Here is a 21952-nt window from a genome sequence, read left to right as displayed (position 1 = left end):
GTAGGCAGGCAGTACCCCACTTCCAAGGAGACGACATGAACAATTCAGTGATATTCAACCTGCCGGTCAAGGACCTGGAGAAGTCCCGCGCTTTCTTTTCCGCGCTGGGATTCAGCTTCAAGCCGGAATTCTGCAGCCAGGACGCGGCTTTCATGCGGATCGCCGGCGATACCGTCCAGGCCATGCTGATGACGGAAAGCTTCTTCACCTCGCTGACTTTCAAGCCGGTGGCGCAGGCGAAGGAGTGCAATGAGGTCATCATCTGCCTGAGCTGCGAGAGCCGCGCGGAAGTCGACAGCCTGGTGGCCAAAGCGCTGGCCGCCGGCGGCAGCACGCCGCACCCGCCCGAGGACCACGGTTTAATGTACCACCAGGGCTTCCAGGATATCGACGGCCATTTGTGGAACCTGGTCTGGAGCGCGCCGCAGGAATGAATTTATAATGGTCGGCTCACGATCAGGAAAAAGAGCCTCCATGCCGTTTGCCAAAGAACCACCATCGCCGCAGGGCGCCGTCACCCGAACCGCCGTCGTGCTGGTCAACCTCGGTACGCCGGACGCGCCCACGCGCGGCGCCGTGCGCCGCTACCTGAAGGAATTCCTGTCCGACCCGCGCGTGGTCGAAATCCCGAAGGCAGTCTGGTGGTTCATCCTGAACGGCATCATCCTGCCGTTCCGCTCCGGCCAGTCGGCGCAGAAGTACGCCTCGATCTGGACCAGCGACGGCTCGCCGCTGAAATTCCATACCCAGGCCCAGGCCAAGCTGCTGCGCGGCCTGCTGGGCGAGCGTGGCCATAACGACGTGACGGTGGCCATGGCCATGCGCTATGGCGCACCATCGCTGCCGGAGGTGCTGGGCAAGTTGAAAGCCGACGGCCACGACCGCATCCTGATCCTGCCGGCTTACCCGCAGTATTCCGGCACCACCACCGCCTCGGTCAGCGACGCCGTGTTCGACCACTATAAGAAGGTGCGCAACATTCCCGAGCTGCGTTTCGTGCGCGATTACCACGACCACGATGGCTATGTGGACGCGCTGAAGAAGACCGTACTGGCCCACTGGGAAACCCACGGCCGCGGTGACAAGCTGCTGATGAGCTTCCACGGCGTGCCGAAACGCACCATCGACCTGGGCGACACCTACCAGGCCGAATGCCTGGAAACGGCCCGCCTGCTGGCGGACAAGCTGCGCCTGGGCCAGGACCAGTACCTGGTGACTTTCCAGTCGCGCTTCGGCAAGGCCGAGTGGCTGCAGCCCTACACCGCCCCCACCGTGGCCCAGCTGGCCAAGGACGGCGTGCGCAAGCTGGACGTGATCTGCCCCGGTTTCACCAGCGATTGCCTGGAAACCCTGGAAGAGATCGCCATGGAGGTGCGGCACGATTTCCTGTCCAACGGCGGCAAGGAATTCAACTACATTCCTTGCCTGAACAGCCATCCGGCCTGGATCCAGGCCCTGACCGAGATCGCCGAACAACACATGATCGGCTGGCCGACCATGTCGTCCATGCGCAAGCTGCGCAGGTAACTCCTTTGTTAGCACTTGCAGGGGACGAGTGCTAACCTGCTAAAATAGCTGGTTAGGGGATGAGTTCGCTGAAGACGATCAGCGCCGTGGCAAGAAAGCTCCAGGCGATGACCGATGCTGTAATAAATGGCAACTTCATGATGCGCTCCGAGGGGGGCGGCGTCCACGCGCCGCATACGATTCATCTTAGTCAAAACCCCCGGTAAACGTATCTCTCAGTTTTGTAATATTTGTAACTCTGCTGTTACAGGACCATCCCGCCGGCGTGCGCCGGGCCTTTGCGCCGAGGGGCAGAATACCCCTTGAAAAGATAGGGGAAAGCCCCATTTCTTGCGCGTGCAGTAGTCAACCAAATATGTTTTTGTAGGAGTCTTTTAGATGCAAGACCAGGAAAACCAGCCAAGCCAGAACCCGGAAGTAGTGGAACAGGCCGAAGTCCAGGCGACTCCAGCCGAAGCTCCAGCAATGTCTGACCTGGAAGCGCAGCTGTCCGCGACCGAGGCAAAACTGGCCGAAATGCACGATGCGTTCATGCGCGCCAAAGCCGAAGGCGAGAACATCCGCCGCCGCGCCCAGGAAGACGTCGCCAAAGCGCATAAATTTGCTGTTGAAAGCTTTGCCGAAGCCATGGTGCCGGTGAAAGACAGCCTGGAAATGGCCCTGAAAGTCGAGAACCCGACCCTGGAATCGCTGAAGGAAGGCGTCGAAATGACGCTGAAGCAGCTGAATTCCGCCTTCGAGCGCAACCGCCTGGTGGAGGTGATGCCTGCCGCCGGCGACAAGCTGGACCCGAACAAACACCAGGCCGTGGCCATGGTACCTGCCGAGCAGGAAGCGAATACCGTTGTAGCAGTGCTGCAAAAGGGGTACATGATTGCGGACCGCCTGCTGCGTCCCGCCATCGTGACGGCTGCCCAGCCAAAGTAAGGCACTTGAAATCAAATCAGATTTTCCACATATAAGAAGCATTCAAAACTTAGTATTTAAAGGAAGAACAAATCATGGGCAAGATTATCGGTATTGACCTGGGCACCACCAACTCCTGCGTCGCCATCATGGAAAATGGCACGCCGAAGGTCATCGAGAATGCGGAAGGCGCGCGTACCACCCCTTCCATCATCGCCTACCAAGACGACGGCGAGATCCTGGTTGGCGCGCCTGCCAAGCGCCAGGCCGTGACCAACCCGAAAAACACCCTGTTCGCAGTGAAGCGCCTGATCGGCCGTAAGTTCACCGAGAAAGAAGTCCAGAAGGACATCTCGCTGATGCCTTACGAAATCGTCAAGGCTGACAATGGCGACGCCTGGATCGGCGTACGCGACAAGAAGCTGGCTCCTCCACAGATCTCCGCGGAAGTGCTGCGCAAGATGAAGAAGACCGCTGAAGACTACCTGGGCGAAGACGTGACCGAAGCGGTCATCACCGTGCCTGCGTACTTCAACGACTCGCAGCGCCAGGCAACCAAGGATGCCGGCCGTATCGCTGGCCTGGACGTCAAGCGCATCATCAACGAACCGACCGCAGCGGCACTGGCATTCGGCCTGGACAAGACCGACAAGGGCGACCGCAAGATCGCCGTGTATGACCTGGGCGGCGGTACCTTCGATATCTCGATCATCGAAATCGCGGACGTGGACGGCGAGAAGCAGTTCGAAGTGCTGTCGACCAACGGCGACACCTTCCTGGGCGGCGAAGACTTCGACCAGCGCGTGATCGACTACATCATCGACGAATTCAAGAAGATCAACGGCCTGGACCTGAAGAAGGACCCGATCGCCCTGCAGCGTATCAAGGCATCGGCCGAGCGCGCCAAGATCGAACTGTCGTCCTCGCAGCAGACTGAAATCAACGAGCCTTACATCGCCATGGCGAACGGCGCGCCAGTCCACCTGAACCTGAAGATGACCCGCGCCAAGCTGGAGTCCCTGGTTGAGGAACTGATCACCGCCACCATCGAGCCATGCCGCACCGCGATCAAGGACGCCGGCGTGAAAGTGTCCGACATCGACGACATCATCCTGGTCGGCGGTATGACCCGTATGCCGAAGGTGCAGGAAAAGGTCAAAGAGTTCTTCGGCAAGGATCCACGCAAGGACGTGAACCCGGACGAAGCCGTGGCTGTCGGCGCCGCGATCCAGGGCGCAGTGCTGTCGGGCGACCGCAAAGACCTGCTGCTGCTGGACGTGACCCCGCTGTCCCTGGGTATCGAAACCCTGGGCGGCGTGATGACCAAGATGATCCACAAGAACACCACGATTCCTACCAAGTTCTCGCAAGTGTTCTCCACCGCCGACGACAACCAGCCGGCCGTGACCATCAAGGTGTACCAGGGCGAGCGCGAAATCGCAGCAGGCAACAAGGGCCTGGGCGAATTCAACCTGGAAGGCATCCCACCGGCAGCACGCGGTGTGCCGCAGATTGAAGTGACCTTCGACATCGACGCCAACGGCATCCTGCACGTGGGCGCGAAAGACAAGGCCACCGGCAAGGAAAACAAGATCACCATCAAGGCGAACTCCGGCCTGTCCGAAGAGGAAATCCAGAAGATGGTGAAGGACGCGGAACTGAACGCGGAAGAAGACAAGAAGCTGAAGGAACTGGCCGAGTCGCGCAACCAGGCCGACGCGCTGGTGCACTCCACCCGCAAGTCCCTGACCGAATACGGCGACAAGCTGGAAGGCGGCGAGAAAGAGAAGATCGAAGCTGCGATCAACGACCTGGAAGCCACCCTGAAGGATGGCGACAAGGCAGCGATCGACGCCAAAGTGGCAGCACTGTCCGAAGCTTCGCAGAAGCTGGGCGAGAAGATGTATGCTGACATGCAGGCGCAGCAGGGTGCTGCAGGTGCCGCCGGCGCCGGTGCGGCAGGCGCGGGCGCCGAGTCCAAGCCAGCCCAGGACGACGTGGTCGACGCCGACTTCAAGGAAGTCAAAGACAGCAAGTAAGCTTCACAATCCGGTCTGAGTAATGACCTGCCGAGCGACGCATCCAGACGGGGCTCGCTCGGCTTTTTCGCATAAATTGGTACACCATGGCAAAGCGTGATTTTTACGAGATCCTCGGGGTCGCTAAGAACTCGTCCGAAGACGAAATCAAAAAAGCCTATCGCAAACTCGCGATGAAATACCATCCGGACCGCAATCCGGATAACAAAGAGGCTGAGGAAAAGTTCAAGGAGGTCAAAGAGGCCTACGAGATGCTGACCAACCCGGAGAAACGCGAAGCGTACGACCGCTACGGCCACGCCGGCGTTGACCCGAATATGGGCGGCGGCGGCGGTGGTGGCTTCGGCGGCTTCGGCGATGCGTTCGGCGACATCTTCGGCGACATCTTCGGCGGCGGTGGCCGCGGCCGCTCGTCCGGCCCGCAGGTTTACCGCGGCGCCGACCTGCGCTACAACCTGGAGATCACCCTGGAGCAGGCCGCGCACGGCTTCGACACCACGATCCGCGTGCCGAGCTGGGACAAGTGCGACACCTGCCACGGTTCCGGCGCCAAGCCGGGCACCTCGCCGGTCACCTGCAACACGTGCGGCGGCCACGGCCAGGTCCGCATGCAGCAGGGCTTCTTCAGCATCCAGCAGACCTGCCCGAAATGCCACGGCACCGGCAAGATCATTCCCGAGCCATGCCCATCGTGCTCCGGCGCCGGCCGCATCAAGCGCAACAAGACGCTGGAAGTGAAGATCCCGGTCGGTATCGACTCCGGCATGCGCATCCGCTCCACCGGCAACGGCGAGCCAGGCACCAACGGCGGACCGCCGGGCGACCTGTATGTGGAAATCCACATCAAGCCGCACAGCGTGTTCCAGCGCGAAGGCGACGACCTGCACTGCGAAATGCCGATCAGCTTCGCCAAGGCGGCGCTGGGCGGCGAGATCGAAGTGCCGACGCTGGACGGCAAAGTTTCGTTCACCGTGCCGGAAGGCACGCAGTCCGGCAAGACCTTCCGTCTCAAAGGCAAGGGCATCAAGGGCGTGCGCTCCGGTTATCCGGGCGACCTGTTCTGCCACGTCGCCGTTGAGACCCCGGTCAAGCTGACGGACAAGCAGAAGGAACTGCTGCGTGAATTCGAGCGCTCCACCACCGAAGGTGGTGCGAAGCACAGCCCACAGACCAAGTCCTTCATGGACAAGGTCAAAGACTTCTTCGAGTGAGTAAGATGAGTGACGACGTAATGAAGCACCTGCTGGAGAACAACCGCAAATGGGCGGAAACCAAGGTCGCGCAAGACCCTGACTACTTCCGCAACCTGTCCATGGTTGGCCCGGAATACCTGTGGATCGGCTGCTCCGATTCGCGCGTACCGGCAAACGAGCTGCTTGGCCTGCCGCCAGGCAAAGTGTTCGTACACCGTAACATCGCCAACGTGGTGGTGCACTCCGACCTGAATTCGCTGTCGGTGCTGCAGTTCTCCATCGAAGTGCTGAAGGTGAAGCACGTGATCATCGTCGGTCACTACGGCTGCAAAGGCGTGCACACCGCGCTGACCGGCGGCCGCGTCGGCCTGGTCGACAACTGGCTGCGCCATGTGCAGGACGTGGCGCAGAAGCACGAACGCTACCTCGGCTCCGCGCTGGCTGAAGTCAGCCAGCAAAGCGAGCGCCTGTGCGAGCTGAACGTGGTGGAACAGGTCAACAACGTCTGCCAGACCACCATCGTGCAGGACGCCTGGGAGCGCGGCCAGGAGCTGACCGTACACGGCTTCGTCTACGGCCTGAAAGACGGCCTGCTGCACGACCTGGGCATGAACATCTCGTCCCTGGCCGACCTGCAGCCAAGCATCGACGCCCGCCTGGCCGACTACGCCAAACAGTAAGACTAAAAAAAATGGGGACGTACCCCATTTAATCAGCAACGTTCTCGTTGAGAATGTTGCCGATTAAATGGGGTACGTCCCCATTTTTTTCGCGTACACTCGCGTACATGCTGAAATTCATCTCGACCTTCATCGCTTCCCTGCGCAAGCCGGGCGCGGCGCAGTTTTGCCCGACGGCGCAACTCGCCGTCACGGCGGGCGATGTGCTGGCGCAGCCGCTGCCGAACGGGCAGGGCTGGTCGGTGCTGAAGGTGTTTGCCGTGCTGGATGGCGTGGCGCATTTCCTGACTTATGAGCCCTTGCCGGCCAAGCCGGCGCTCAGCACGCTGGCGGAAGCGACGGTACGGCTGGCGCATGCGCAGCGCAGCGCTGCCGCGCTGGCGGACGGCTGGGAGCTGATCGGCAACCAGCCGGCCAGCGCCAGCGAGCTGCAAGGCTTGAAATACATGGACTTCGATCTGTACGTGCAGCTGACGGGGCAGGATGCCGACAGTATCCTGCGCAGCGCGCGCGAGCATTTCGAACGCGCCGGCGTGCACGGCGCCGAAGGCCGCCGCATCGAGGCCATCAATGAATACGGCAAGGCGATCGAGCTGTACCCGGCCTACGTCGAGGCGCTGGACAAGCGCGCCTTCTATTTCATGGAACTGGGCTTGTACGAAAAGGCCCTGCGCGACCTGGAAGAGTCGCTCTATATCAATGAGGACGGCATGGCGGCCTTCTTCAGCAAGGGCGAATGCCTGATGAAGCTGGGCCACCTGGATGAGGCGGCAGCCATCTTCACCGAAGGCCAGGAGCGCTTCCCGGAGCACGCCAGCCAGTTCAACGAATTCCTCAAGCGCACCCGCGCCTTCGCACTGACCGGCCGCCCGGCCTGAGCCTTAGCCTTAGCCCGGGCCGCAGGCGTAGCTGTAGCGGTCCGCCCCGAGCACTTTCCACGCTCCGCCGATATTTGCCAATGCCAGGCGGTACCAGCGCTGGTCGCTCGCATCGCCGCCCCAACCGGCCTGGCTGACGCCTTCGCCTTCCCAGATGGCGAGATCGGCGGTGCCGTCCTTGTCGACATCGTAGTACAGGTAAGTGCCGCGCGCGAAGCCGGTGCGGGCGCGCTCCATGGCGACCGTGTGCGTGCTGACGGCAGCGCTGGCGGCAGGCAATGCGGACTTGCGGTAGAAGGTGTACACGCTGCCTTCCGGCCGGGCGGCGGCAAAGCCTTCCTTCCAGCCGGTGCAATCGGTGCCCAGGCCGTCGCGCCACACCAATTCGTCCTTTTGCAGCGTGCTGCTTTCGCTGCGCAGCCTGCCGTCGCGGAACAACTGCAGGCGCTGGACCGGTGCGGCCAGCATGGCCTTGCGCCGCAGGATGTCGTAGACCCCGGGCGCCGTGCCGTCGCCATCGCTCTTGCCGGCCTGGCGGCGCGTGGTGGTGGCCTGGCGCACCACAATGCTGAAGCGGCCGCCGGCCTCCTCGGCGCTCGCGTTGTGCGGCGCCAGCTCGGACTCGCTGCGGAACAGCGATGGCCGCACCGGCGCGAATTCCAGCGCACGCACCAGGCCAATGGTCAGCTTGGCGTAGTCGTCTGCAAAAGGATTGTGGACGGCGCCCAGCAAGCCGAGCGCATCGTACAGTTCGTCGGCCGCATCCTTCTGCTGCGGTTCGGCCTCCGCCACGTGTTTCAGGTGCTGCCAGTCGGCGAAGGCGGGCGGCGGCGCGGCCAGCACGCCCTCGGCCAGACGGGCTTTCATCTTCTCGAACTCCGCATCGCGCGGGAATTTGCCCGACCAGACGGCCTCGCGGTGCTTTTCTTCCACCGTGAACGAGTAGTGCTCCAGTGCGCGCCAGCCCGGCGCACGCCAGAACAGGGCGGCGGGATCGGCGATGACGGGCTTGCCGTTGGGCGCCACCGGCTCGGAACCCAGGAGCGCGCACGGCGTGTAGCCCGACACGGCCTCGTGCTGCACTTCGCAAAAGGCGCCCGAGCGCTGGCCAAGACGCACCTCCGTGCCCCGCGGCAGGGTGCCGAGCACGCGCGTATTGCGGCTGGTCTGCACATGCAGTTCGGCCTCGTCGGCCAGCACCCAGGCGGGCTTGGTCTTGGGGGCCGCCAGCAGCAAGGACGGCGACAGCAGGAGCAGGAAGGTGGCGGTCCGTTTCATGCGTTGTGCACGCCCAGTCCGCGCTGGAAGTCGAGGAAGTCATTCGCTGTGCGGCGCGTCGCCTCCAGCATCGGCAAATGGCCTATGCCTTCCATCATGACCAGGCGTGCACGCGGCAGCAGGGCTTTGGTGGCGGCAGCGGCCTTCGGGCTGAGGATGCGGTCTTCGCTGCCCCAGACGATCAGGGCCGGCGTATCGATCGGGCCTTGCAGGCGCGGCGAGCCGACCAGCTCTTTCATGATGGCGCAATGCAGCTGGTAGTCCGCCACGGCACGCCGCGCCAGCACGTGCTTCATGCAGTAAGGGAAGTAGGGCGGCTTCGCCATGCAGGCCGCCATCAGCGCGTCGAAGGCGCGCGGCTCCGGCACCAGCAGCGGCATGCCGCCGCCAGCCAGGTAATGCTGGAAGGCCGGCAGCTGCAGCGATTCGTCGGTGCCGCCCGGATCGAGCAGCCACAGACTCTCCACCTGTTCCGGATAGCGCGATGCATACTCGGCGGAGATGAAGCCGCCCATGGAGTTGCCGCCCATATGGAAGCGCTGCACGCCCAGCTCCGCCATGAAGGCGCGCAGGTTCTCCACCTGGGTCGCCATATCGTGCCTGGCACCGGGATCGCGCCGCGCATCGCCAAAGCCGGGCAGGTCGGGAATGATGACGCGGTAGCGTTGCACCAGGTGCGCCGCAATGCGCGTGAAGTTGTCCTTGTCGCCGGCGAAACCGTGCACCAGCAACAACACCTCGTCGCCGCTGCCGCCCTCCAGGTAGGGCAGCGATGCGTGGCGCAGCGTGAGCCCGGCCCGTTTGCGTTCGAGCGCCAGCGCCGCCCGGGCCATCGGCACGGGCAGCAAACGGTTGGCCGCCGCCAGGGCCAGCGCTGCGCCGCCCAGTGCGTACAAAAGGAACATCCCGCCTCCATATTGACTTGTTATTAGGGCAAAATTATAGTCTGCCAAACCATCCGGGGGGCGCAATGCAATACGATGTCGTGATCGTGGGGAGCGGCTTTGGCGGCATCTGCAGTGCAATCAAGCTGAAGGAAGCGGGCATCGAGCATTTCGTCATACTGGAAAAGGACGAACAGTTCGGCGGCACCTGGCGCGTCAACAGCTACCCCGGCGCAGCCTGCGACATCCCCAGCCACCTGTATTCCTTTTCCTTCGCGCAGAACGCGCACTGGAGCCGCCTGTTCCCGCGCCAGGACGAATTGCTCGCCTACACCCAGCGCGTGGTGCGCGATTACGCGCTGGAACCGCACCTGCGCCTGGGCCACGCGCTGCAGTCGGCGCAGTATGACGAAACGGCCGGGCGCTGGCGCATCGCCACCAGCAAAGGCGACTACGTCGCCCGCACCGTGATCTTCGCCATCGGCCTGCTGGGCCGCCCCAGCAAGCCGCACTTCCCGGGCGCGGAACGCTTCCGCGGCGCCAGCTTCCACTCCGCCCAGTGGGACCACGGCATCGATTTGCGCGGCAAGCGCGTGGCCGTGATCGGCAGCGGCGCCAGCGCCGTGCAGTTCGTGCCCGAGATCCAGCCGCAGGTGCGGCAGCTGGACCACTACCAGCGCACCGCGCACTGGGTACTGCCGCGCCCCGACCGCGCCGTGACGCGCGTCGAGCAGTGGCTGCTGGAGCGGGTGCGTCCTTTGCAGCTGCTGTACCGCGCCAAACACTACGTGCAGTTCGAATCGCGCGTGGTGATGTTCCTGTTCCTGCCGGTGCTGGCCAAGGCCATGCAATGGCAAGCCCTGCGCCACCTCAAGCGCCAGGTACCCGACGCTACGCTGCGCTCCAAGCTGGTGCCGAACTACACGCTCGGCTGCAAGCGCGTGCTGCTGACCAATGACTACTACCCGGCGCTGGCGCAGCCGAACGTGGCGGTGCTGAAGGACGGCATCCGCGAAATCCGCGAGCACAGCATCGTCACCGGCAGCGGCGAAGAGCGCCCGGTGGACGTGATCATCTACGCCACCGGCTTCGACGTCGAACACGCCTACGGCCCGATCGACCTGCACGGCCGCGATGGCCGCAGTCTCGCGCAAGCGCTGGAGCAAGGCGCCGGCGCCTACAAGGGTGCTACCGTGGCGGGCTTCCCCAATTTCTTCATGATCACCGGCCCCAACACCCTGCTGGGCCACAACTCCATGGTGTACATGATTGAATCCAGCGTGCGTTATGCGGTCGATGGCGTGCGCCGGGTGCTGCGCGGCGGCCTGCATTCGGTCGAGGTCCAGCCGGGAGTGCAGGACGCCTACAACCGCAGGCTGCAGCGCAAGCTCAAGGGCACGGTATGGCACACCGGCTGCAAAAGCTGGTACCTCGATTCGCGCGGCCGCAACCTGGTGATCTGGCCCGGCTTCACCTTCCACTACCGCCACCTCACGCGGCGCTTCGATATCGACAGCTACATCGTGCGCCGCGCAGGCTAGGGCGCCGTACAATGGGCGCATGCAAGCCAAGCCGGAACAGCTGCCCGCCACGCTGGACGAATGCCGCCGCTGCGAGTTGTGGCGTAATGCCACCCAGCCCGTCGGCGGACAAGGCGCGCGCCACGCGAAGCTGATGCTGGTGGGCGAACAGCCGGGCGACCAGGAAGACCGCGCCGGCAAGCCCTTCGTCGGCCCGGCCGGCGAACTTCTGGACGATGCGCTGGCTGCCGCCGGCATCGACCGCCGCCAGGTCTACATCACCAACGCCGTCAAGCACTTCAAATGGGAGCTGCGTGGCAAGCGCCGCATGCATAAAACGCCCGCCCAAAAGGAAGTAGCCGCCTGCCACTACTGGCTGGAAGCCGAGCTGCAAAGCGTGGCGCCGCGCGTGGTCGTCGCCCTTGGCGCCACCGCGCTCAAGTCAGTCCTGCAAAGTCCGGCGGTTGCCCTGAAAGACTACCTGGGCCAGCCGGTCGAGCGCGATGGCCGCTGGATCATCGCCACCTACCACCCCGCCTACGCCTTGCGCGTCCCCGGCAGCGAAGCACGCGCCGCCGCGCGCCAGGCCATCATCGACGCCCTGCTTGCCGCCGAGCGCTTGCTCTAATCAGTTGTCAGCGCTACTGTCGGTTGCTATCGTGGCATTTTGCCAACCATGGGTTAAAGAATGTCGGAGAAGGTTCAGAATGTCTACGCGGCGCCGCAAGCGCACTTCACGGAAGCCGTGGGAGGAAACAGCTCCGGCCTTGGCAAGGGCCACCCGATTCCGCCGGAAGTGCCGGGGTGGTCGTGGGGCGCGTTCTTCATGAGCTGGATCTGGGCCATCGGCAACCGCACCTGGATTGGCTTGCTGGCGCTGGTGCCCTATCTCGGATTCATCATCGCCATTGTCCTTGGCGTGAACGGGCGCGAATGGGCGTGGCAGAATAAGCGCTGGGACGATATCGAGCACTTCAACCGCGTGCAGCGCCGCTGGAGCATCTGGGGCGCTTGCCTGGTGCTGATTCCCGTCACCGGTATCATGGCAGCGCTATTAATTCCCCTTTACTACGGGTACGGGCCGAGTACACCGGACATTCGCCTGGAAATGGCATTGGAACGTATGACCAAGCACGTTGGGGCGCACATCATTACCAAGAAGCGCCTTCCGGCGACGATCGAAGACGCAGGCTATAAGGAAGATCTTCCTGAAGGCGTGCGAAGCATCGTGGTGAACCAGCAAACGGCGCAGCTGGAAATTACTATGGAAAAACCGCCGATGTCAGGCCAAACTTTCTACATGGCGCCTGCATGGGATAAGGACGGCTACATTGTGTGGCGCTGCCTGCATGGCGATATCCAGAAAAAGCTTCTGCCCAGCGCCTGTCGCTACAGCGCAGCCGAACCGTTTAGCTTGTAGTCAAAACGCCAGCAGGCGGACGGCAGGAATAGTGACCGCCGCCAGCAGCGTCTGCAAGGTAATCAGGGATGCCATCAAACGCGCGTCCCCGCCGAGCTGGCGCGCCATGATGTAAGCGTTGGGGGCGGTGGGCAGGGCGCAGTAGAAGCACGCGGCCAGCGTTACCGCTTGGCTGACGCCGAACCACGCGCATACTTGCGCGGCTACCAGGGGCAGCACCAGCAGCTTGAGGGCGGAAGTGAGCGCCAGCGCGGCGGGGCGCAGGCCTTCTAACGAGAATACCAGGCCGCTGCCGACGCACAGCAGGCCAAGCGCCAGCGCGGATTTGCCGAGGATGTCCAGTGTGTTCAGGAGCGGCGCCGGCAACTGCGCGCCGCCGATGCTGGCGCCAATGCCTGCCAGCGTGGCGAGGATGATGGGGTTGGTGGCCAGGGTCCTGGCCACCGCCGCCGGTGCGATCTTGCTGCCGCTCCACCACGACAAGGCGAGGATCGAAATCACATTCACCACCGGCAGGCAAAGCGCCAGTGCCAGCATGACCAGCGCATTGGTTTGCGGCGGGAACAGCAGCGTGGAGACGGCGATGCCGAAGTAGCTGTTGGGCCGCATCGCGCCCTGGACCACGGACGAGCGGCTGGCGTCGGGTAGCCCGCGCCAGGGCAGCAGCAACAGCAGGCACAGGCCAACCACGATCAAGGTGGGCAGCAGGGTGGCCAGCGCCAGTTCGCCTACCATGCGGCCATGGAAATCGAGCTTGGCGATGCCGGTGAACAGCAGCGCGGGGAAGGCGATGAAATAGGAGAACTTCTCCATCGAGGGGAAGAAGTCCTCCGGCATCCAATGCGCGCGGCGGATCGCCACGCCCAGCATGATCAGCAGGAAAACCGGGAGGATGGCGGCAAGCATCCCGCTGCGGGCTTAACGCTTATTGAGCTGGCGGTCGTGCCAGCGCGAGAGGGTGAGCAGGGCCGCCGCGCCGCCCAGCAGCGCCATGAACATATCCGACTGCGTATCCCACTGGTCGCCCTGGGTGCCGAGGAATTCGTCGGCGCCCTGGCCCAGCGCCACGGCGGCGCCCCATTCGATCAGCTCGTAGGTGGCGCTGATCGCCAGCACGATGCAGATCACGACAAAGGCCAGCATCTTGCCGCGCGCCAGGTGCCGTCCGCGCAGCAGGATCTCGCGCGCCACCATGGCCGGGATGAAGCCTTGCGCGAAATGGCCGATGCGGTCATACGGGTTGCGCGACAGGCCAAGCCACTGCTGCAGGTCGAAGCCGAACGGCACGCGGGCGTAGGTGTAGGCGCCGCCCACCATCAGGATCACGCAATGCACCGCCACCAGCGCGTACAGCAGGTCGGTCAGGCGGTAGCTGCGGTAGGTTGCCGCCAGCAAGGGCACGGCGATCAGCACGGGCGCCACTTCCAGCCACCACGTTACGCGGTCGTAGGGCGCAATGCCGGACCATGCCAGCACGGCCAGCACTGCGGCCAGCAGCATAAGGTGGAAAGGGGAAGTTGTGCGCTCCATAAGGGAAATCCAGTGTTCGGCAAAAGTCGCATATTAATATCAAAAACGATTCGTTTCCAACGCAATCGCAGCGGCATAGACTGCGTACATGAAAAGCCAGCATTTCGACATCCACATCCTCGACGCGCCGCTGGGCGCGGAGATCATCGACTACAAGCTTCGCCAGGACCTGGACGAGAACGAGGCCGACCGCCTGCAGTCGGCCCTCGCCGACCATTACCTGCTGGTGTTCCGCCGCCAGCGCACCTCCCCGCGCCTGCGGCAAGTGGTGGGCCGGCGCCTGGTGGCGCACTCGCTGGCGCCGGAAGGCGAGGCGGCCTTGTTCATCAACCTGCAGCTGGCTTATGACACCTTGCCTGTGGGGTTAAGGCGGGTGGTGCACAGCGTGCGCGCCGAGCAGGATGGCGCGGCGGGACCGCTGCCGCTGGTGCGCCTGCATCCGGAAAGCGGCCGCCGCTCGCTGCTGGTGGCCGATCCCGCCACCACCCGCCTGGTTGGCGCCAGCCCCGCCGAGAGCGACGAAATCCTGCACGAACTGCATGCCCATGCCGTGCGCCCGCAGCACCTGTATCGCCACCATTGGCAGCCGCAGGACCTGCTGTTCTGGGACCCGCACAGCGTCACGCCGGTGCGCGCCATGTAATGCTGGCGCGGTTCTTGCAAGACAGGAGGCATGAACCGTCAGTTACGCATCGTTTTGATCCACCCCGCGCACGAAAGCGAGGCACGCGCCCACGCTTTGCACTGCGGGCTGGCGGAGGCCGGCTACGAGCTGCTGGCCTCCCTGCCAGCTGACTTCCACCTGCCCGAACACATCGCCCGCCTGCAGCCCGACATGATCATCGTCGATGCCGAATCGGATGCGCGCGACGTGCTGGAGCACATCGTCATCGCCACTCGCGACGAGCGCCGCCCCATCGTCATGTTCACGGAAGACGACAAGGCCTCCTCCATGGAGGCAGCCATGGCGGCCGGCGTTTCCGCCTATGTGGTGGCGGGCCTGCAGCCGGAGCGTGTGAAGCCGGTGCTGGACGTGGCATTGGTGCGCTTCCGGCGCGAGCAGCAGCTGCTGGACGAGCTGGAAGGCACGCGCCTGAAGCTGGCCGAGCGCAAGGTGATCGACCGCGCCAAGGGTATCTTCATGTCGCGCCACGGCATGAGCGAAGAGCAGGCGTTCCAGAAGCTGCGCACGATGGCCATGAACAAGAACCTGAAGCTGGCCGAGCTGGCCCAGCGCATCCTGGACGCGGAGGATTTGCTGGGCTGACGCACCGTTCTGGTGCGCGCACGGCAGGAGTGAAGGCATGCAGATTGAAAAAGACATAGTCAGGGTTGGCTTTAACCCGCTCACCGATTGCGCTTCGCTGGTGATGGCGTCCGTGCTGGGGCTGGACCGCAAGCACGGCATCCGCATCGTATTGAGCAAGGAGACCTCGTGGGCCGGCGTGCGCGACAAGCTGCTCACCGGCGAGCTGGATGCCGCCCACGCCCTGTATGGCCTGGTGTACGGCACCCAGCTTGGCATCGGCAGCGCGCGGCGCGATATGGCGATCCTGATGAACCTGAACCGCAACGGGCAGGCCATCACGCTGTCGCGCCGCCTGGTGGACGAGGGCGTGGCCGACGGCCCGGGCGTGGCCGCCCTGGCGCACGAACGCCAGCTGCGCTGGGCACAGACTTTCCCCACCGGCACCCACGCCATGTGGCTGTACTACTGGCTGGCGGCGCACGGCGTGCATCCGCTGCGCGAGGCACGCGTGATCACGGTGCCGCCCTCGCAGATGGCGACCAACCTGGCGGCCGGCCATATGGACGGATTCTGCGCCGGCGAGCCCTGGAACCACCGCGCCGTGATGGATGGCGTGGGCGTGACCATCGCCACCAGCCAGCAGATCTGGCCCGATCATCCGGAGAAGGTGCTGGCCTGCACCCAGGACTTCGTGCGGCGCCATCCGAACACGTCGCGCGCCCTGGTGGCGGCGGTGCTGGAGGCGAGCCGCTGGATCGACGCCAGCGCGGCCAACCGCATGGCGATGGCCGAGATCATCTCCGCCGTCCAATACGTCAACACCAGCAAGGAAGTGATCTGGCAGCGCATCCTCGGCCATTATGAAGACGGCATGGGCCGCAGCTGGGAGGACGCGCACAGCATGCGCTTCCACCAGGAAGGCGCGGCCAATTTCCCTTACCTGTCGGACGGCATGTGGTTCATGACCCAGCACCGGCGCTGGGGCCTGCTCAAGGCAGCGCCGGACTATATAGGTGTCGCGCTCAAGGTGCACCAGGTGGCACTGTACAAGGAGGCGGCCGAGATGACCGAAACGCCGGTGCCGGAAAGCACCCTGCGCACTTCCGTGCTGATGGACGGCCGCACCTGGGACGGTCGCTACCCCGAGCGTTACGTCGATTCGTTCCCGATCCATGCCTGAGATGGTGCGGCGCGTGCGCTATTGCGGTGCACCATTCTTGGGCGCGATGCACCGCGAGATGGCGAAATCGGGCCCCGGCGCGGGTGCTGGCGGGCCTTTGCCGGGGGAACAGCAGCTGGCACAGCTCTTGCAAAGCATAGGTAAAGCACCGGTCTAACGGCGGACCGGCTACCGGACAACGGCGTCCGCGCGGCACTGCCATCGATGGCTGGTGCTGCGCGGGCGCCTTTTTGTTTTTGGGGACCACACCATGGCCAGCAAAGCGACCAGCATCAAACTGTTTTCGTTCTCAACGCCGCAGATGCGCGCCTTCCACCTGACGTGGATGGCGTTTTTCATCTGCTTCTTCGCGTGGTTCGCCTGCGCGCCGCTGATGCCCGTGATAAAAGGGGAATTCGGCCTGACGCCGGCGCAGATCGCCAATATCAACATCGCGGCCGTCGCCATCACGATCATCGTGCGCCTCATCATCGGCCCGCTGTGCGACCGCTACGGCCCGCGCAAGACCTATACCGGCCTGCTGCTGCTGGGCGCCATCCCGGTGCTGGGCGTGGCGGCGGCGCAGACCTACGAGAGTTTCCTCTTCTTCCGCCTGCTGATTGGTGCGGTGGGCGCTAGCTTCGTCATCACCCAGTACCATACTTCGGTGATGTTCGCGCCGAACGTGGTCGGCACCGCCAATGCGGCAGCCGCCGGGTGGGGCAATGCGGGCGGCGGGGTGGTGCAGTCCACCATGCCGATGATCATGGCGGCCATGGTCATGCTGGGCGTCGGCGAAACCATGGGCTGGCGCGCCGCCCTGGTGGTGCCGGGCGTACTGATGCTGCTCATGGCGTTTGTCTACTATCGGTTCACCCAGGACTGCCCGGAAGGTAACTACGCTGACCTGCGCGCCGCCGGTGTCGGGCTGGAGGGCGGCAAGAAGGGCGGCTGGGCGAGCTTCAGGCTGGCCGCTGCCAACTACCGCGTCTGGATGCTGTTCGTGACCTACGGCGCCTGCTTCGGTGTCGAGATCTTCATCCACAACATCGCCGCCACCTATTACGTGGACACCTTCAAGCTGTCGCTGGCGCAGGCCGGCATGGCGGCTGGCAGTTTCGGCCTGCTGGCGCTGTTCGCCCGTGCGCTGGGTGGCTGGCTGTCCGACAAGGCGGCCCTGCGCGGCAGCCTGAATAGCCGCGTCACCCTGCTGTTCGTGCTGATGCTGGGCGAGGGTATCGGCCTGCTGTTCTTTGCCAAAGCCGACAGCGTGCTGTTCGCCGTGGCCGCCATGCTGGTGTTCGGCCTGTTCACCCACATGGCCTGCGGCGCCACCTATGCGCTGGTGCCGTTCATCGACAAGCGCGCACTGGGCGGCGTGGCCGGCATCATCGGCGCGGGCGGCAATGTGGGCGCGGTGGCGGCGGGCTTCCTGCTGAAAGGCACCGGCAACACGCAGCAGACGCTGTGGATCCTCGGCCTGCTGGTTGCCATGTCCGCGCTGTGCGCGCTGGCGGCGCGCTTCAGCGAGTCCACCGTGGAAGAACACGCCATCGCAGGAGCGGCAGCATGAAGATCGTCGTCATCGGCCATGGCATGGTTGGCCACCAGTTCCTGAAAAGCCTGCCGCGCGACAGCGGCCTGCAGGTCACCGTCCTGTGCGAGGAGCCGCGTCCTGCCTACGACCGCGTGCACCTGTCGGAATTCTTCAGCGGCAAGAGCGCGGAGGAGCTGTCGCTGGTGGAGCCGGGCTTCTTCGAGCGCGACGACATGGCGCTGCGCCTGAACGCGCGCGCGCTGGCTATCCACCCGGCTGCGCGCCAGGTTACCGTCAACGACGGCAGCGTGCTGGAATACGACAAGCTGGTGATCGCCACCGGCTCCTTCCCTTTCGTGCCGCAGATTGAAGGCAAGGACCGCAAGGACTGCTTCGTCTACCGCACCATTGAGGACCTGGAGGCGATGCGGGAATGCGGCGCGCGCGCCAAAAGCGGCGTGGTGATCGGCGGCGGCCTGCTCGGCCTGGAATGCGCCAAGGCGCTGCGCGACATGGGCCTGGAAACCCATGTGGTGGAGTTTGCGCCGCGCCTGATGGCGGTGCAGGTGGACGACGGCGGCGGCCGCGTGCTGCGCCAGAAGATCGAAGAACTGGGCGTGACCGTCCACACCGGCAAGAACACCACCGGCATCGTAGCGGGCGAGTGGGCCACCCACCGCATGCAGTTCGCCGACGGCAGCTCGCTGGAAACCGATATGATCGTGTTCTCCGCCGGTATCCGCCCGCGCGACTACCTGGCGCGCGAGTGCGGCCTGGAAGTAGGGCCGCGCGGCGGCATCGCCATCAACAGCCACTGCCAGACGACCGATGCGAACATCTACGCGATTGGCGAATGCGCGCTGTGGAACGGCATGGTGTACGGCCTGGTGGCGCCGGGCTACGACATGGCGCGCGTCGCGGCGCGCCATATCCTGGGCGACAGCGGTGCGGAATTCAGCGGCGCCGACATGAGCACCAAGTTGAAGCTGATGGGTGTGGACGTGGCCAGCATCGGCGATCCGCACGCCAGGGCGGAAGGTGCGCGCTCCTACCAGTTCACGGACGAACGCAAGCAGGTCTACAAGAAGATCGTCGTCTCCGGTTGCGGCAAGTACCTGCTGGGTGGCGTGATGGTGGGCGATGCCGGCGAATACGGCACCCTGCTGCAGATGATGCTGAACAGGATCGAGCTGCCGGAAGCGCCGGAGTTCCTGATCCTGCCGCAAGCGGACGGCGCCGCCAGGCCGGGCCTGGGCGTGGACGCGCTGCCGGCCAGCGCGCAGATCTGCTCCTGCAACGACGTATCGAAGGGCGCTATCTGCGAGGCGGTGGCGGGCGGCGCCACCAGTATCGGCGCCCTCAAGAAATGCTGCGGCGCCGGCACCTCCTGCGGCGGCTGCGTGCCGCTGGTGACGCAGGTCATGAAAGCCGAGATGAAGAAGCTCGGCATGGACGTGAACAACCACGTCTGCGAGCACTTCGCCCACTCGCGCCAGGAGCTGTTCCACCTGGTCCGCGTCGGCCAGGTCAAGACCTTCGAGGAACTGCTGGCGCGCCATGGCAAGGGCCTGGGCTGCGATATCTGCAAACCGCTGGCGGCCAGCATCCTGGCCACCTGCTGGAACGACTTCGTGCTGAAGAAGGAGCACGCCAGCCTGCAGGACTCCAACGACTACTTCCTTGGCAATATCCAGAAAGACGGCACCTACTCGGTGGTGCCGCGCATGCCGGGCGGCGAGGTAACGCCGGAAGGCCTGATCGCTGTCGGCCAGGTGGCGAAGAAGTACGGCCTGTACACCAAGATCACCGGCGGCCAGCGCGTCGACCTGTTCGGCGCACGCGTCGAGCAGCTGCCGCTGATCTGGGAAGAGCTGATCGCCGCCGGCTTCGAAACCGGGCACGCCTACGGCAAATCGCTGCGCACGGTGAAGTCCTGCGTTGGGTCGACCTGGTGCCGCTACGGCGTGGGCGATTCGGTCGGCTTGGCCATCGAGCTGGAAAACCGCTACAAGGGCCTGCGCACGCCGCACAAGATCAAATTCGGCGTGTCCGGCTGCACCCGCGAGTGCGCCGAAGCGCAGGGCAAGGACGTCGGCATCATCGCCACGGAGAAGGGCTGGAACCTGTACGTATGCGGCAACGGCGGCATGAAGCCGCGCCACGCCGAGCTGCTGGCATCCGACCTGGACAAGCCGACCCTGGTGGCCTACATCGACCGCTTCCTCATGTTCTACAGCCGCACCGCGGACCGCCTGCAGCGCACCAGCACCTGGCGCGAAAACCTGGAAGGCGGCCTGGATTACCTGAAGGCGGTAATCATCAGCGACAAGCTTGGCATCAACGCCGAGATGGAAGCCGACATGCAGCGCGTTGTCGACAGCTACGCCTGCGAATGGAAGGAAGCCGTCAACAACCCGGAAACGCGCGCCCGCTTCCGCCATTTCGTCAACAGCCCGGAGCCGGACAGCAACGTCGTCTTCATGCAGGAGCGCGGCCAGATCCGCCCCGCCACCATCGAAGAACGAAGCGCAGGGTCCGGCCCTTCGGGCCGTACCCTGGTTTCCCGGTTCTAAAAAAGGAGCAGCAAAATGCACCGAGACCAATCCGCCGCCGCCTGGACCGCCATCTGCAACGTGGAAGAGATCCTCCCCAACACCGGCGTCTGCGCGCTGCTGCAAGGCCAGCAGGTCGCCGTCTTCCGCATGGACGACGGCCAGGGCAGCCGCGTCTTCGCCATCGGCAATTACGACCCCAACGCCGAAGCCTCCGTGCTGTCGCGCGGCCTGGTCGGCAACCTGGGCGAACGCCTGGTGGTCGCATCGCCGATCTACAAGCACCACTTCGACCTGCAAACGGGCGAATGCCTGGAAGCGCCGGAGCACTCCGTGCCGACGTGGCCGGCCCGTATTGAAGGCGGAAAGGTCTGGGTCGGCGCATGAAACCCGCCCTGGTCGTGGTCGGCAACGGCATGGCCGGCATGCGCACGGTGGAAGAGCTGCTCAAGCTGGCGCCGGACATGTACGACATCACCGTCTTCGGCGCCGAGCCGCACGGCAACTACAACCGCATCCTGCTGTCGCCGGTGCTGGCGGGCGAGAAGTCGGTGGATGACATCATGCTCAACACGCGCGAATGGTACGCGGCAAACCGCATCACGCTGCACACCGGCGACCCGGTCGAGCACATCGACCGCAAGCGCCGCCTGGTGCGCGCCCGCTCCGGGCTGGAAGTGCGCTACGACCGCCTGCTGCTGGCGACCGGCTCGCGCCCCTTCATCATCCCGGTACCGGGCCACGGGCTGCCGGGCGTGCTGGCCTTCCGCGACATCAACGATGTCGAGCAGATGCTGGCCGCCGCGCGCGACCAGCGCCACGCCGTGGTGATCGGCGGCGGCCTGCTCGGGCTGGAGGCGGCCAACGGCCTGCAGCGGCAGGGCATGCAGGTGACCGTGGTGCACGCCACCGATGCCTTGATGAACCAGCAGCTCGACAAGCCCGCCGCGCAGCTGCTGCAGAAGGCGCTGGCGGACAAAGGCCTGGCCTTCCGCATGGCGGCGCAGACCAGCGAGATCGTCGGCCCCGGGCGCGTGACGGCGGTGCGTTTTGCCGACGGCAGCGAGATCCCGGCCGACCTGGTGGTGATGACGGCCGGCGTGCGGCCGAATATCGAGCTGGCCAAGCGCAGCGGCCTGCATTGCGAACGCGCCATCGTGGTGGACGACACGCTGCAGACCTTCGACCCCCGCGTCTACGCCGTGGGTGAATGCGTGCAGCACCGCCGCGCCACCTTCGGCCTGGTGGCGCCGATCTGGGAGCAGGCGCGCGTGTGCGCCGCACACCTGGCCGGCGCCGGCCACCGCCGCTATGTGCAGCAGGTGACGCCGGTGCGACTGAAGGTGACCGGGGTCGACCTGTACTCGGTGGGCGATTTCATCGGCGGCGAGGGTAGCGAAGACCTGGTGCTGCGCGATCCGCGCCGCGGCGTGTACAAGCGGCTGGTGCTGGACGGCAACCGCATCACCGGCGCGGTTCTTTACGGCGACGTGCAGGACGGCCCCTGGTATTTCGACCTGATCCAGAACCGCACCGACATCTCGTCGCTGCGCAACCACCTCTTGTTTGGCCAGGCGCTGTGCGCGCAGGCCGCGTGAAC

21 protein-coding genes are annotated in these 21952 nt (G+C 64.6%); 17 read left to right on the top strand and 4 right to left on the bottom strand.

What is annotated here, in order from left to right; all coding sequences use genetic code 11:
• Positions 1 to 35 precede the first annotated feature (35 nt).
• From ACE3TQ_RS01285 to ACE3TQ_RS01255, 7 genes are all read left to right on the top strand, one after another.
• Positions 36 to 434, top strand: coding sequence for a VOC family protein (locus ACE3TQ_RS01285; RefSeq protein WP_374580094.1), 399 nt, complete (start codon positions 36 to 38; stop codon positions 432 to 434).
• A 40-nt stretch (positions 435 to 474) separates the two neighbouring features.
• On the top strand, positions 475 to 1527 hold the full coding sequence (gene hemH / locus ACE3TQ_RS01280; protein ID WP_374580093.1) for a ferrochelatase: 1053 nt from the start codon (positions 475 to 477) through the stop codon (positions 1525 to 1527).
• A gap of 378 nt (positions 1528 to 1905) precedes the next feature.
• Positions 1906 to 2454 (top strand): nucleotide exchange factor GrpE, encoded by a 549-nt coding sequence (grpE, locus tag ACE3TQ_RS01275; protein WP_374580092.1) that lies wholly within the window; start codon positions 1906 to 1908, stop codon positions 2452 to 2454.
• Between the two features lie 74 nt (positions 2455 to 2528).
• On the top strand, positions 2529 to 4472 hold the full coding sequence (dnaK, locus tag ACE3TQ_RS01270) for a molecular chaperone DnaK (RefSeq protein ID WP_374580091.1): 1944 nt from the start codon (positions 2529 to 2531) through the stop codon (positions 4470 to 4472).
• Positions 4473 to 4558: 86 nt separating this feature from the next.
• A complete protein-coding gene (dnaJ, locus tag ACE3TQ_RS01265) occupies positions 4559 to 5683 on the top strand; it encodes a molecular chaperone DnaJ (RefSeq protein WP_374580090.1) in 1125 nt (374 codons plus the stop codon).
• Positions 5684 to 5688: 5 nt separating this feature from the next.
• Positions 5689 to 6345: a carbonic anhydrase gene (locus ACE3TQ_RS01260; RefSeq protein ID WP_374580089.1), complete on the top strand. Its 657-nt coding sequence runs from the start codon at positions 5689 to 5691 to the stop codon at positions 6343 to 6345.
• A 107-nt stretch (positions 6346 to 6452) separates the two neighbouring features.
• Positions 6453 to 7223 carry a tetratricopeptide repeat protein gene (locus ACE3TQ_RS01255; RefSeq protein WP_374580088.1) on the top strand — a complete coding sequence of 257 codons (771 nt, stop codon included), beginning with the start codon at positions 6453 to 6455 and terminating at the stop codon, positions 7221 to 7223.
• A gap of 9 nt (positions 7224 to 7232) precedes the next feature.
• Here ACE3TQ_RS01255 and ACE3TQ_RS01250 read toward each other — a convergent pair whose 3' ends face one another.
• Together ACE3TQ_RS01250 and ACE3TQ_RS01245 are read right to left on the bottom strand one after the other, a co-directional pair.
• Positions 7233 to 8501 (bottom strand): hypothetical protein, encoded by a 1269-nt coding sequence (locus tag ACE3TQ_RS01250; RefSeq protein WP_374580087.1) that lies wholly within the window; start codon positions 8499 to 8501, stop codon positions 7233 to 7235.
• Positions 8498 to 9406: an alpha/beta fold hydrolase gene (locus ACE3TQ_RS01245; RefSeq protein WP_374580086.1), complete on the bottom strand. Its 909-nt coding sequence runs from the start codon at positions 9404 to 9406 to the stop codon at positions 8498 to 8500. The genes ACE3TQ_RS01250 and ACE3TQ_RS01245 overlap by 4 nt, the downstream gene beginning before the upstream one ends.
• 65 nt (positions 9407 to 9471) lie before the next feature.
• Between ACE3TQ_RS01245 and ACE3TQ_RS01240 the strand changes: the two genes are divergently transcribed.
• From ACE3TQ_RS01240 to ACE3TQ_RS01230, 3 genes are read left to right on the top strand one after another with little or no spacing between them, the layout of a single operon-like run.
• The gene (locus ACE3TQ_RS01240) at positions 9472 to 10926 is read left to right on the top strand and encodes a flavin-containing monooxygenase (RefSeq protein ID WP_374580085.1); all 1455 of its coding nucleotides are present in this window, start codon (positions 9472 to 9474) and stop codon (positions 10924 to 10926) included.
• A 19-nt stretch (positions 10927 to 10945) separates the two neighbouring features.
• On the top strand, positions 10946 to 11533 hold the full coding sequence (locus tag ACE3TQ_RS01235; RefSeq protein ID WP_374580084.1) for a UdgX family uracil-DNA binding protein: 588 nt from the start codon (positions 10946 to 10948) through the stop codon (positions 11531 to 11533).
• Between the two features lie 60 nt (positions 11534 to 11593).
• Positions 11594 to 12325 carry a pilin gene (locus ACE3TQ_RS01230; protein WP_374580082.1) on the top strand — a complete coding sequence of 244 codons (732 nt, stop codon included), beginning with the start codon at positions 11594 to 11596 and terminating at the stop codon, positions 12323 to 12325.
• On the opposite strand, the gene ACE3TQ_RS01225 is transcribed toward ACE3TQ_RS01230, so the two are convergent.
• Both ACE3TQ_RS01225 and ACE3TQ_RS01220 read right to left on the bottom strand, forming a co-directional pair.
• A complete protein-coding gene (locus ACE3TQ_RS01225; protein ID WP_374580081.1) occupies positions 12326 to 13231 on the bottom strand; it encodes an AEC family transporter in 906 nt (301 codons plus the stop codon).
• A gap of 12 nt (positions 13232 to 13243) precedes the next feature.
• Complete coding sequence (locus ACE3TQ_RS01220; RefSeq protein ID WP_374580080.1) at positions 13244 to 13855, bottom strand: DUF2238 domain-containing protein; 612 nt, start codon at positions 13853 to 13855, stop codon at positions 13244 to 13246.
• An 88-nt stretch (positions 13856 to 13943) separates the two neighbouring features.
• Between ACE3TQ_RS01220 and ACE3TQ_RS01215 the strand changes: the two genes are divergently transcribed.
• The 7 genes from ACE3TQ_RS01215 (at position 13944) to ACE3TQ_RS01185 (ending at position 21950) form a co-directional block, all read left to right on the top strand.
• Positions 13944 to 14498: a TauD/TfdA dioxygenase family protein gene (locus ACE3TQ_RS01215; RefSeq protein WP_374580079.1), complete on the top strand. Its 555-nt coding sequence runs from the start codon at positions 13944 to 13946 to the stop codon at positions 14496 to 14498.
• Between the two features lie 30 nt (positions 14499 to 14528).
• Positions 14529 to 15122: an ANTAR domain-containing response regulator gene (locus tag ACE3TQ_RS01210; protein ID WP_374580078.1), complete on the top strand. Its 594-nt coding sequence runs from the start codon at positions 14529 to 14531 to the stop codon at positions 15120 to 15122.
• Positions 15123 to 15159: 37 nt separating this feature from the next.
• Entirely contained in the window at positions 15160 to 16284 is a 1125-nt protein-coding gene (locus ACE3TQ_RS01205; protein WP_374580077.1) for a CmpA/NrtA family ABC transporter substrate-binding protein, read from the top strand.
• A gap of 250 nt (positions 16285 to 16534) precedes the next feature.
• A complete protein-coding gene (locus ACE3TQ_RS01200) occupies positions 16535 to 17836 on the top strand; it encodes an MFS transporter (protein ID WP_374580076.1) in 1302 nt (433 codons plus the stop codon).
• Entirely contained in the window at positions 17833 to 20373 is a 2541-nt protein-coding gene (gene nirB, locus ACE3TQ_RS01195) for a nitrite reductase large subunit NirB (RefSeq protein ID WP_374580075.1), read from the top strand. The genes ACE3TQ_RS01200 and nirB overlap by 4 nt, the downstream gene beginning before the upstream one ends.
• Before the next feature lie 15 nt (positions 20374 to 20388).
• A complete protein-coding gene (gene nirD / locus ACE3TQ_RS01190; RefSeq protein ID WP_374580074.1) occupies positions 20389 to 20739 on the top strand; it encodes a nitrite reductase small subunit NirD in 351 nt (116 codons plus the stop codon).
• Complete coding sequence (locus ACE3TQ_RS01185; protein WP_374580073.1) at positions 20736 to 21950, top strand: NAD(P)/FAD-dependent oxidoreductase; 1215 nt, start codon at positions 20736 to 20738, stop codon at positions 21948 to 21950. The genes nirD and ACE3TQ_RS01185 overlap by 4 nt, the downstream gene beginning before the upstream one ends.
• Positions 21951 to 21952 lie beyond the last annotated feature (2 nt).

It is taken from the genome of Pseudoduganella sp. (genome assembly GCF_041914865.1).
In the GTDB taxonomy this organism is placed as follows: Bacteria; Pseudomonadota; Gammaproteobacteria; order Burkholderiales; family Burkholderiaceae_D; genus Rugamonas.
This window is presented reverse-complemented; position numbering and strand designations above follow the sequence as displayed.

Coding starts and splice junctions, on each gene's coding strand:
- ACE3TQ_RS01230 (WP_374580082.1), top strand. CDS start 11,594: ATGTCGGAGAAGGTTCAGAATGTCTACGCGGCGCCGCAAGCGCACTTC.
- ACE3TQ_RS01205 (WP_374580077.1), top strand. CDS start 15,160: ATGCAGATTGAAAAAGACATAGTCAGGGTTGGCTTTAACCCGCTCACC.
- nirD (WP_374580074.1), top strand. CDS start 20,389: ATGCACCGAGACCAATCCGCCGCCGCCTGGACCGCCATCTGCAACGTG.
- ACE3TQ_RS01235 (WP_374580084.1), top strand. CDS start 10,946: ATGCAAGCCAAGCCGGAACAGCTGCCCGCCACGCTGGACGAATGCCGC.
- ACE3TQ_RS01200 (WP_374580076.1), top strand. CDS start 16,535: ATGGCCAGCAAAGCGACCAGCATCAAACTGTTTTCGTTCTCAACGCCG.
- ACE3TQ_RS01255 (WP_374580088.1), top strand. CDS start 6,453: ATGCTGAAATTCATCTCGACCTTCATCGCTTCCCTGCGCAAGCCGGGC.
- nirB (WP_374580075.1), top strand. CDS start 17,833: ATGAAGATCGTCGTCATCGGCCATGGCATGGTTGGCCACCAGTTCCTG.
- ACE3TQ_RS01245 (WP_374580086.1), bottom strand. CDS start 9,406: ATGTTCCTTTTGTACGCACTGGGCGGCGCAGCGCTGGCCCTGGCGGCG.
- ACE3TQ_RS01210 (WP_374580078.1), top strand. CDS start 14,529: ATGAACCGTCAGTTACGCATCGTTTTGATCCACCCCGCGCACGAAAGC.
- ACE3TQ_RS01225 (WP_374580081.1), bottom strand. CDS start 13,231: ATGCTTGCCGCCATCCTCCCGGTTTTCCTGCTGATCATGCTGGGCGTG.
- hemH (WP_374580093.1), top strand. CDS start 475: ATGCCGTTTGCCAAAGAACCACCATCGCCGCAGGGCGCCGTCACCCGA.
- ACE3TQ_RS01285 (WP_374580094.1), top strand. CDS start 36: ATGAACAATTCAGTGATATTCAACCTGCCGGTCAAGGACCTGGAGAAG.
- ACE3TQ_RS01220 (WP_374580080.1), bottom strand. CDS start 13,855: ATGGAGCGCACAACTTCCCCTTTCCACCTTATGCTGCTGGCCGCAGTG.
- ACE3TQ_RS01240 (WP_374580085.1), top strand. CDS start 9,472: ATGCAATACGATGTCGTGATCGTGGGGAGCGGCTTTGGCGGCATCTGC.
- ACE3TQ_RS01260 (WP_374580089.1), top strand. CDS start 5,689: ATGAGTGACGACGTAATGAAGCACCTGCTGGAGAACAACCGCAAATGG.
- grpE (WP_374580092.1), top strand. CDS start 1,906: ATGCAAGACCAGGAAAACCAGCCAAGCCAGAACCCGGAAGTAGTGGAA.
- ACE3TQ_RS01215 (WP_374580079.1), top strand. CDS start 13,944: ATGAAAAGCCAGCATTTCGACATCCACATCCTCGACGCGCCGCTGGGC.
- dnaJ (WP_374580090.1), top strand. CDS start 4,559: ATGGCAAAGCGTGATTTTTACGAGATCCTCGGGGTCGCTAAGAACTCG.
- ACE3TQ_RS01250 (WP_374580087.1), bottom strand. CDS start 8,501: ATGAAACGGACCGCCACCTTCCTGCTCCTGCTGTCGCCGTCCTTGCTG.
- dnaK (WP_374580091.1), top strand. CDS start 2,529: ATGGGCAAGATTATCGGTATTGACCTGGGCACCACCAACTCCTGCGTC.
- ACE3TQ_RS01185 (WP_374580073.1), top strand. CDS start 20,736: ATGAAACCCGCCCTGGTCGTGGTCGGCAACGGCATGGCCGGCATGCGC.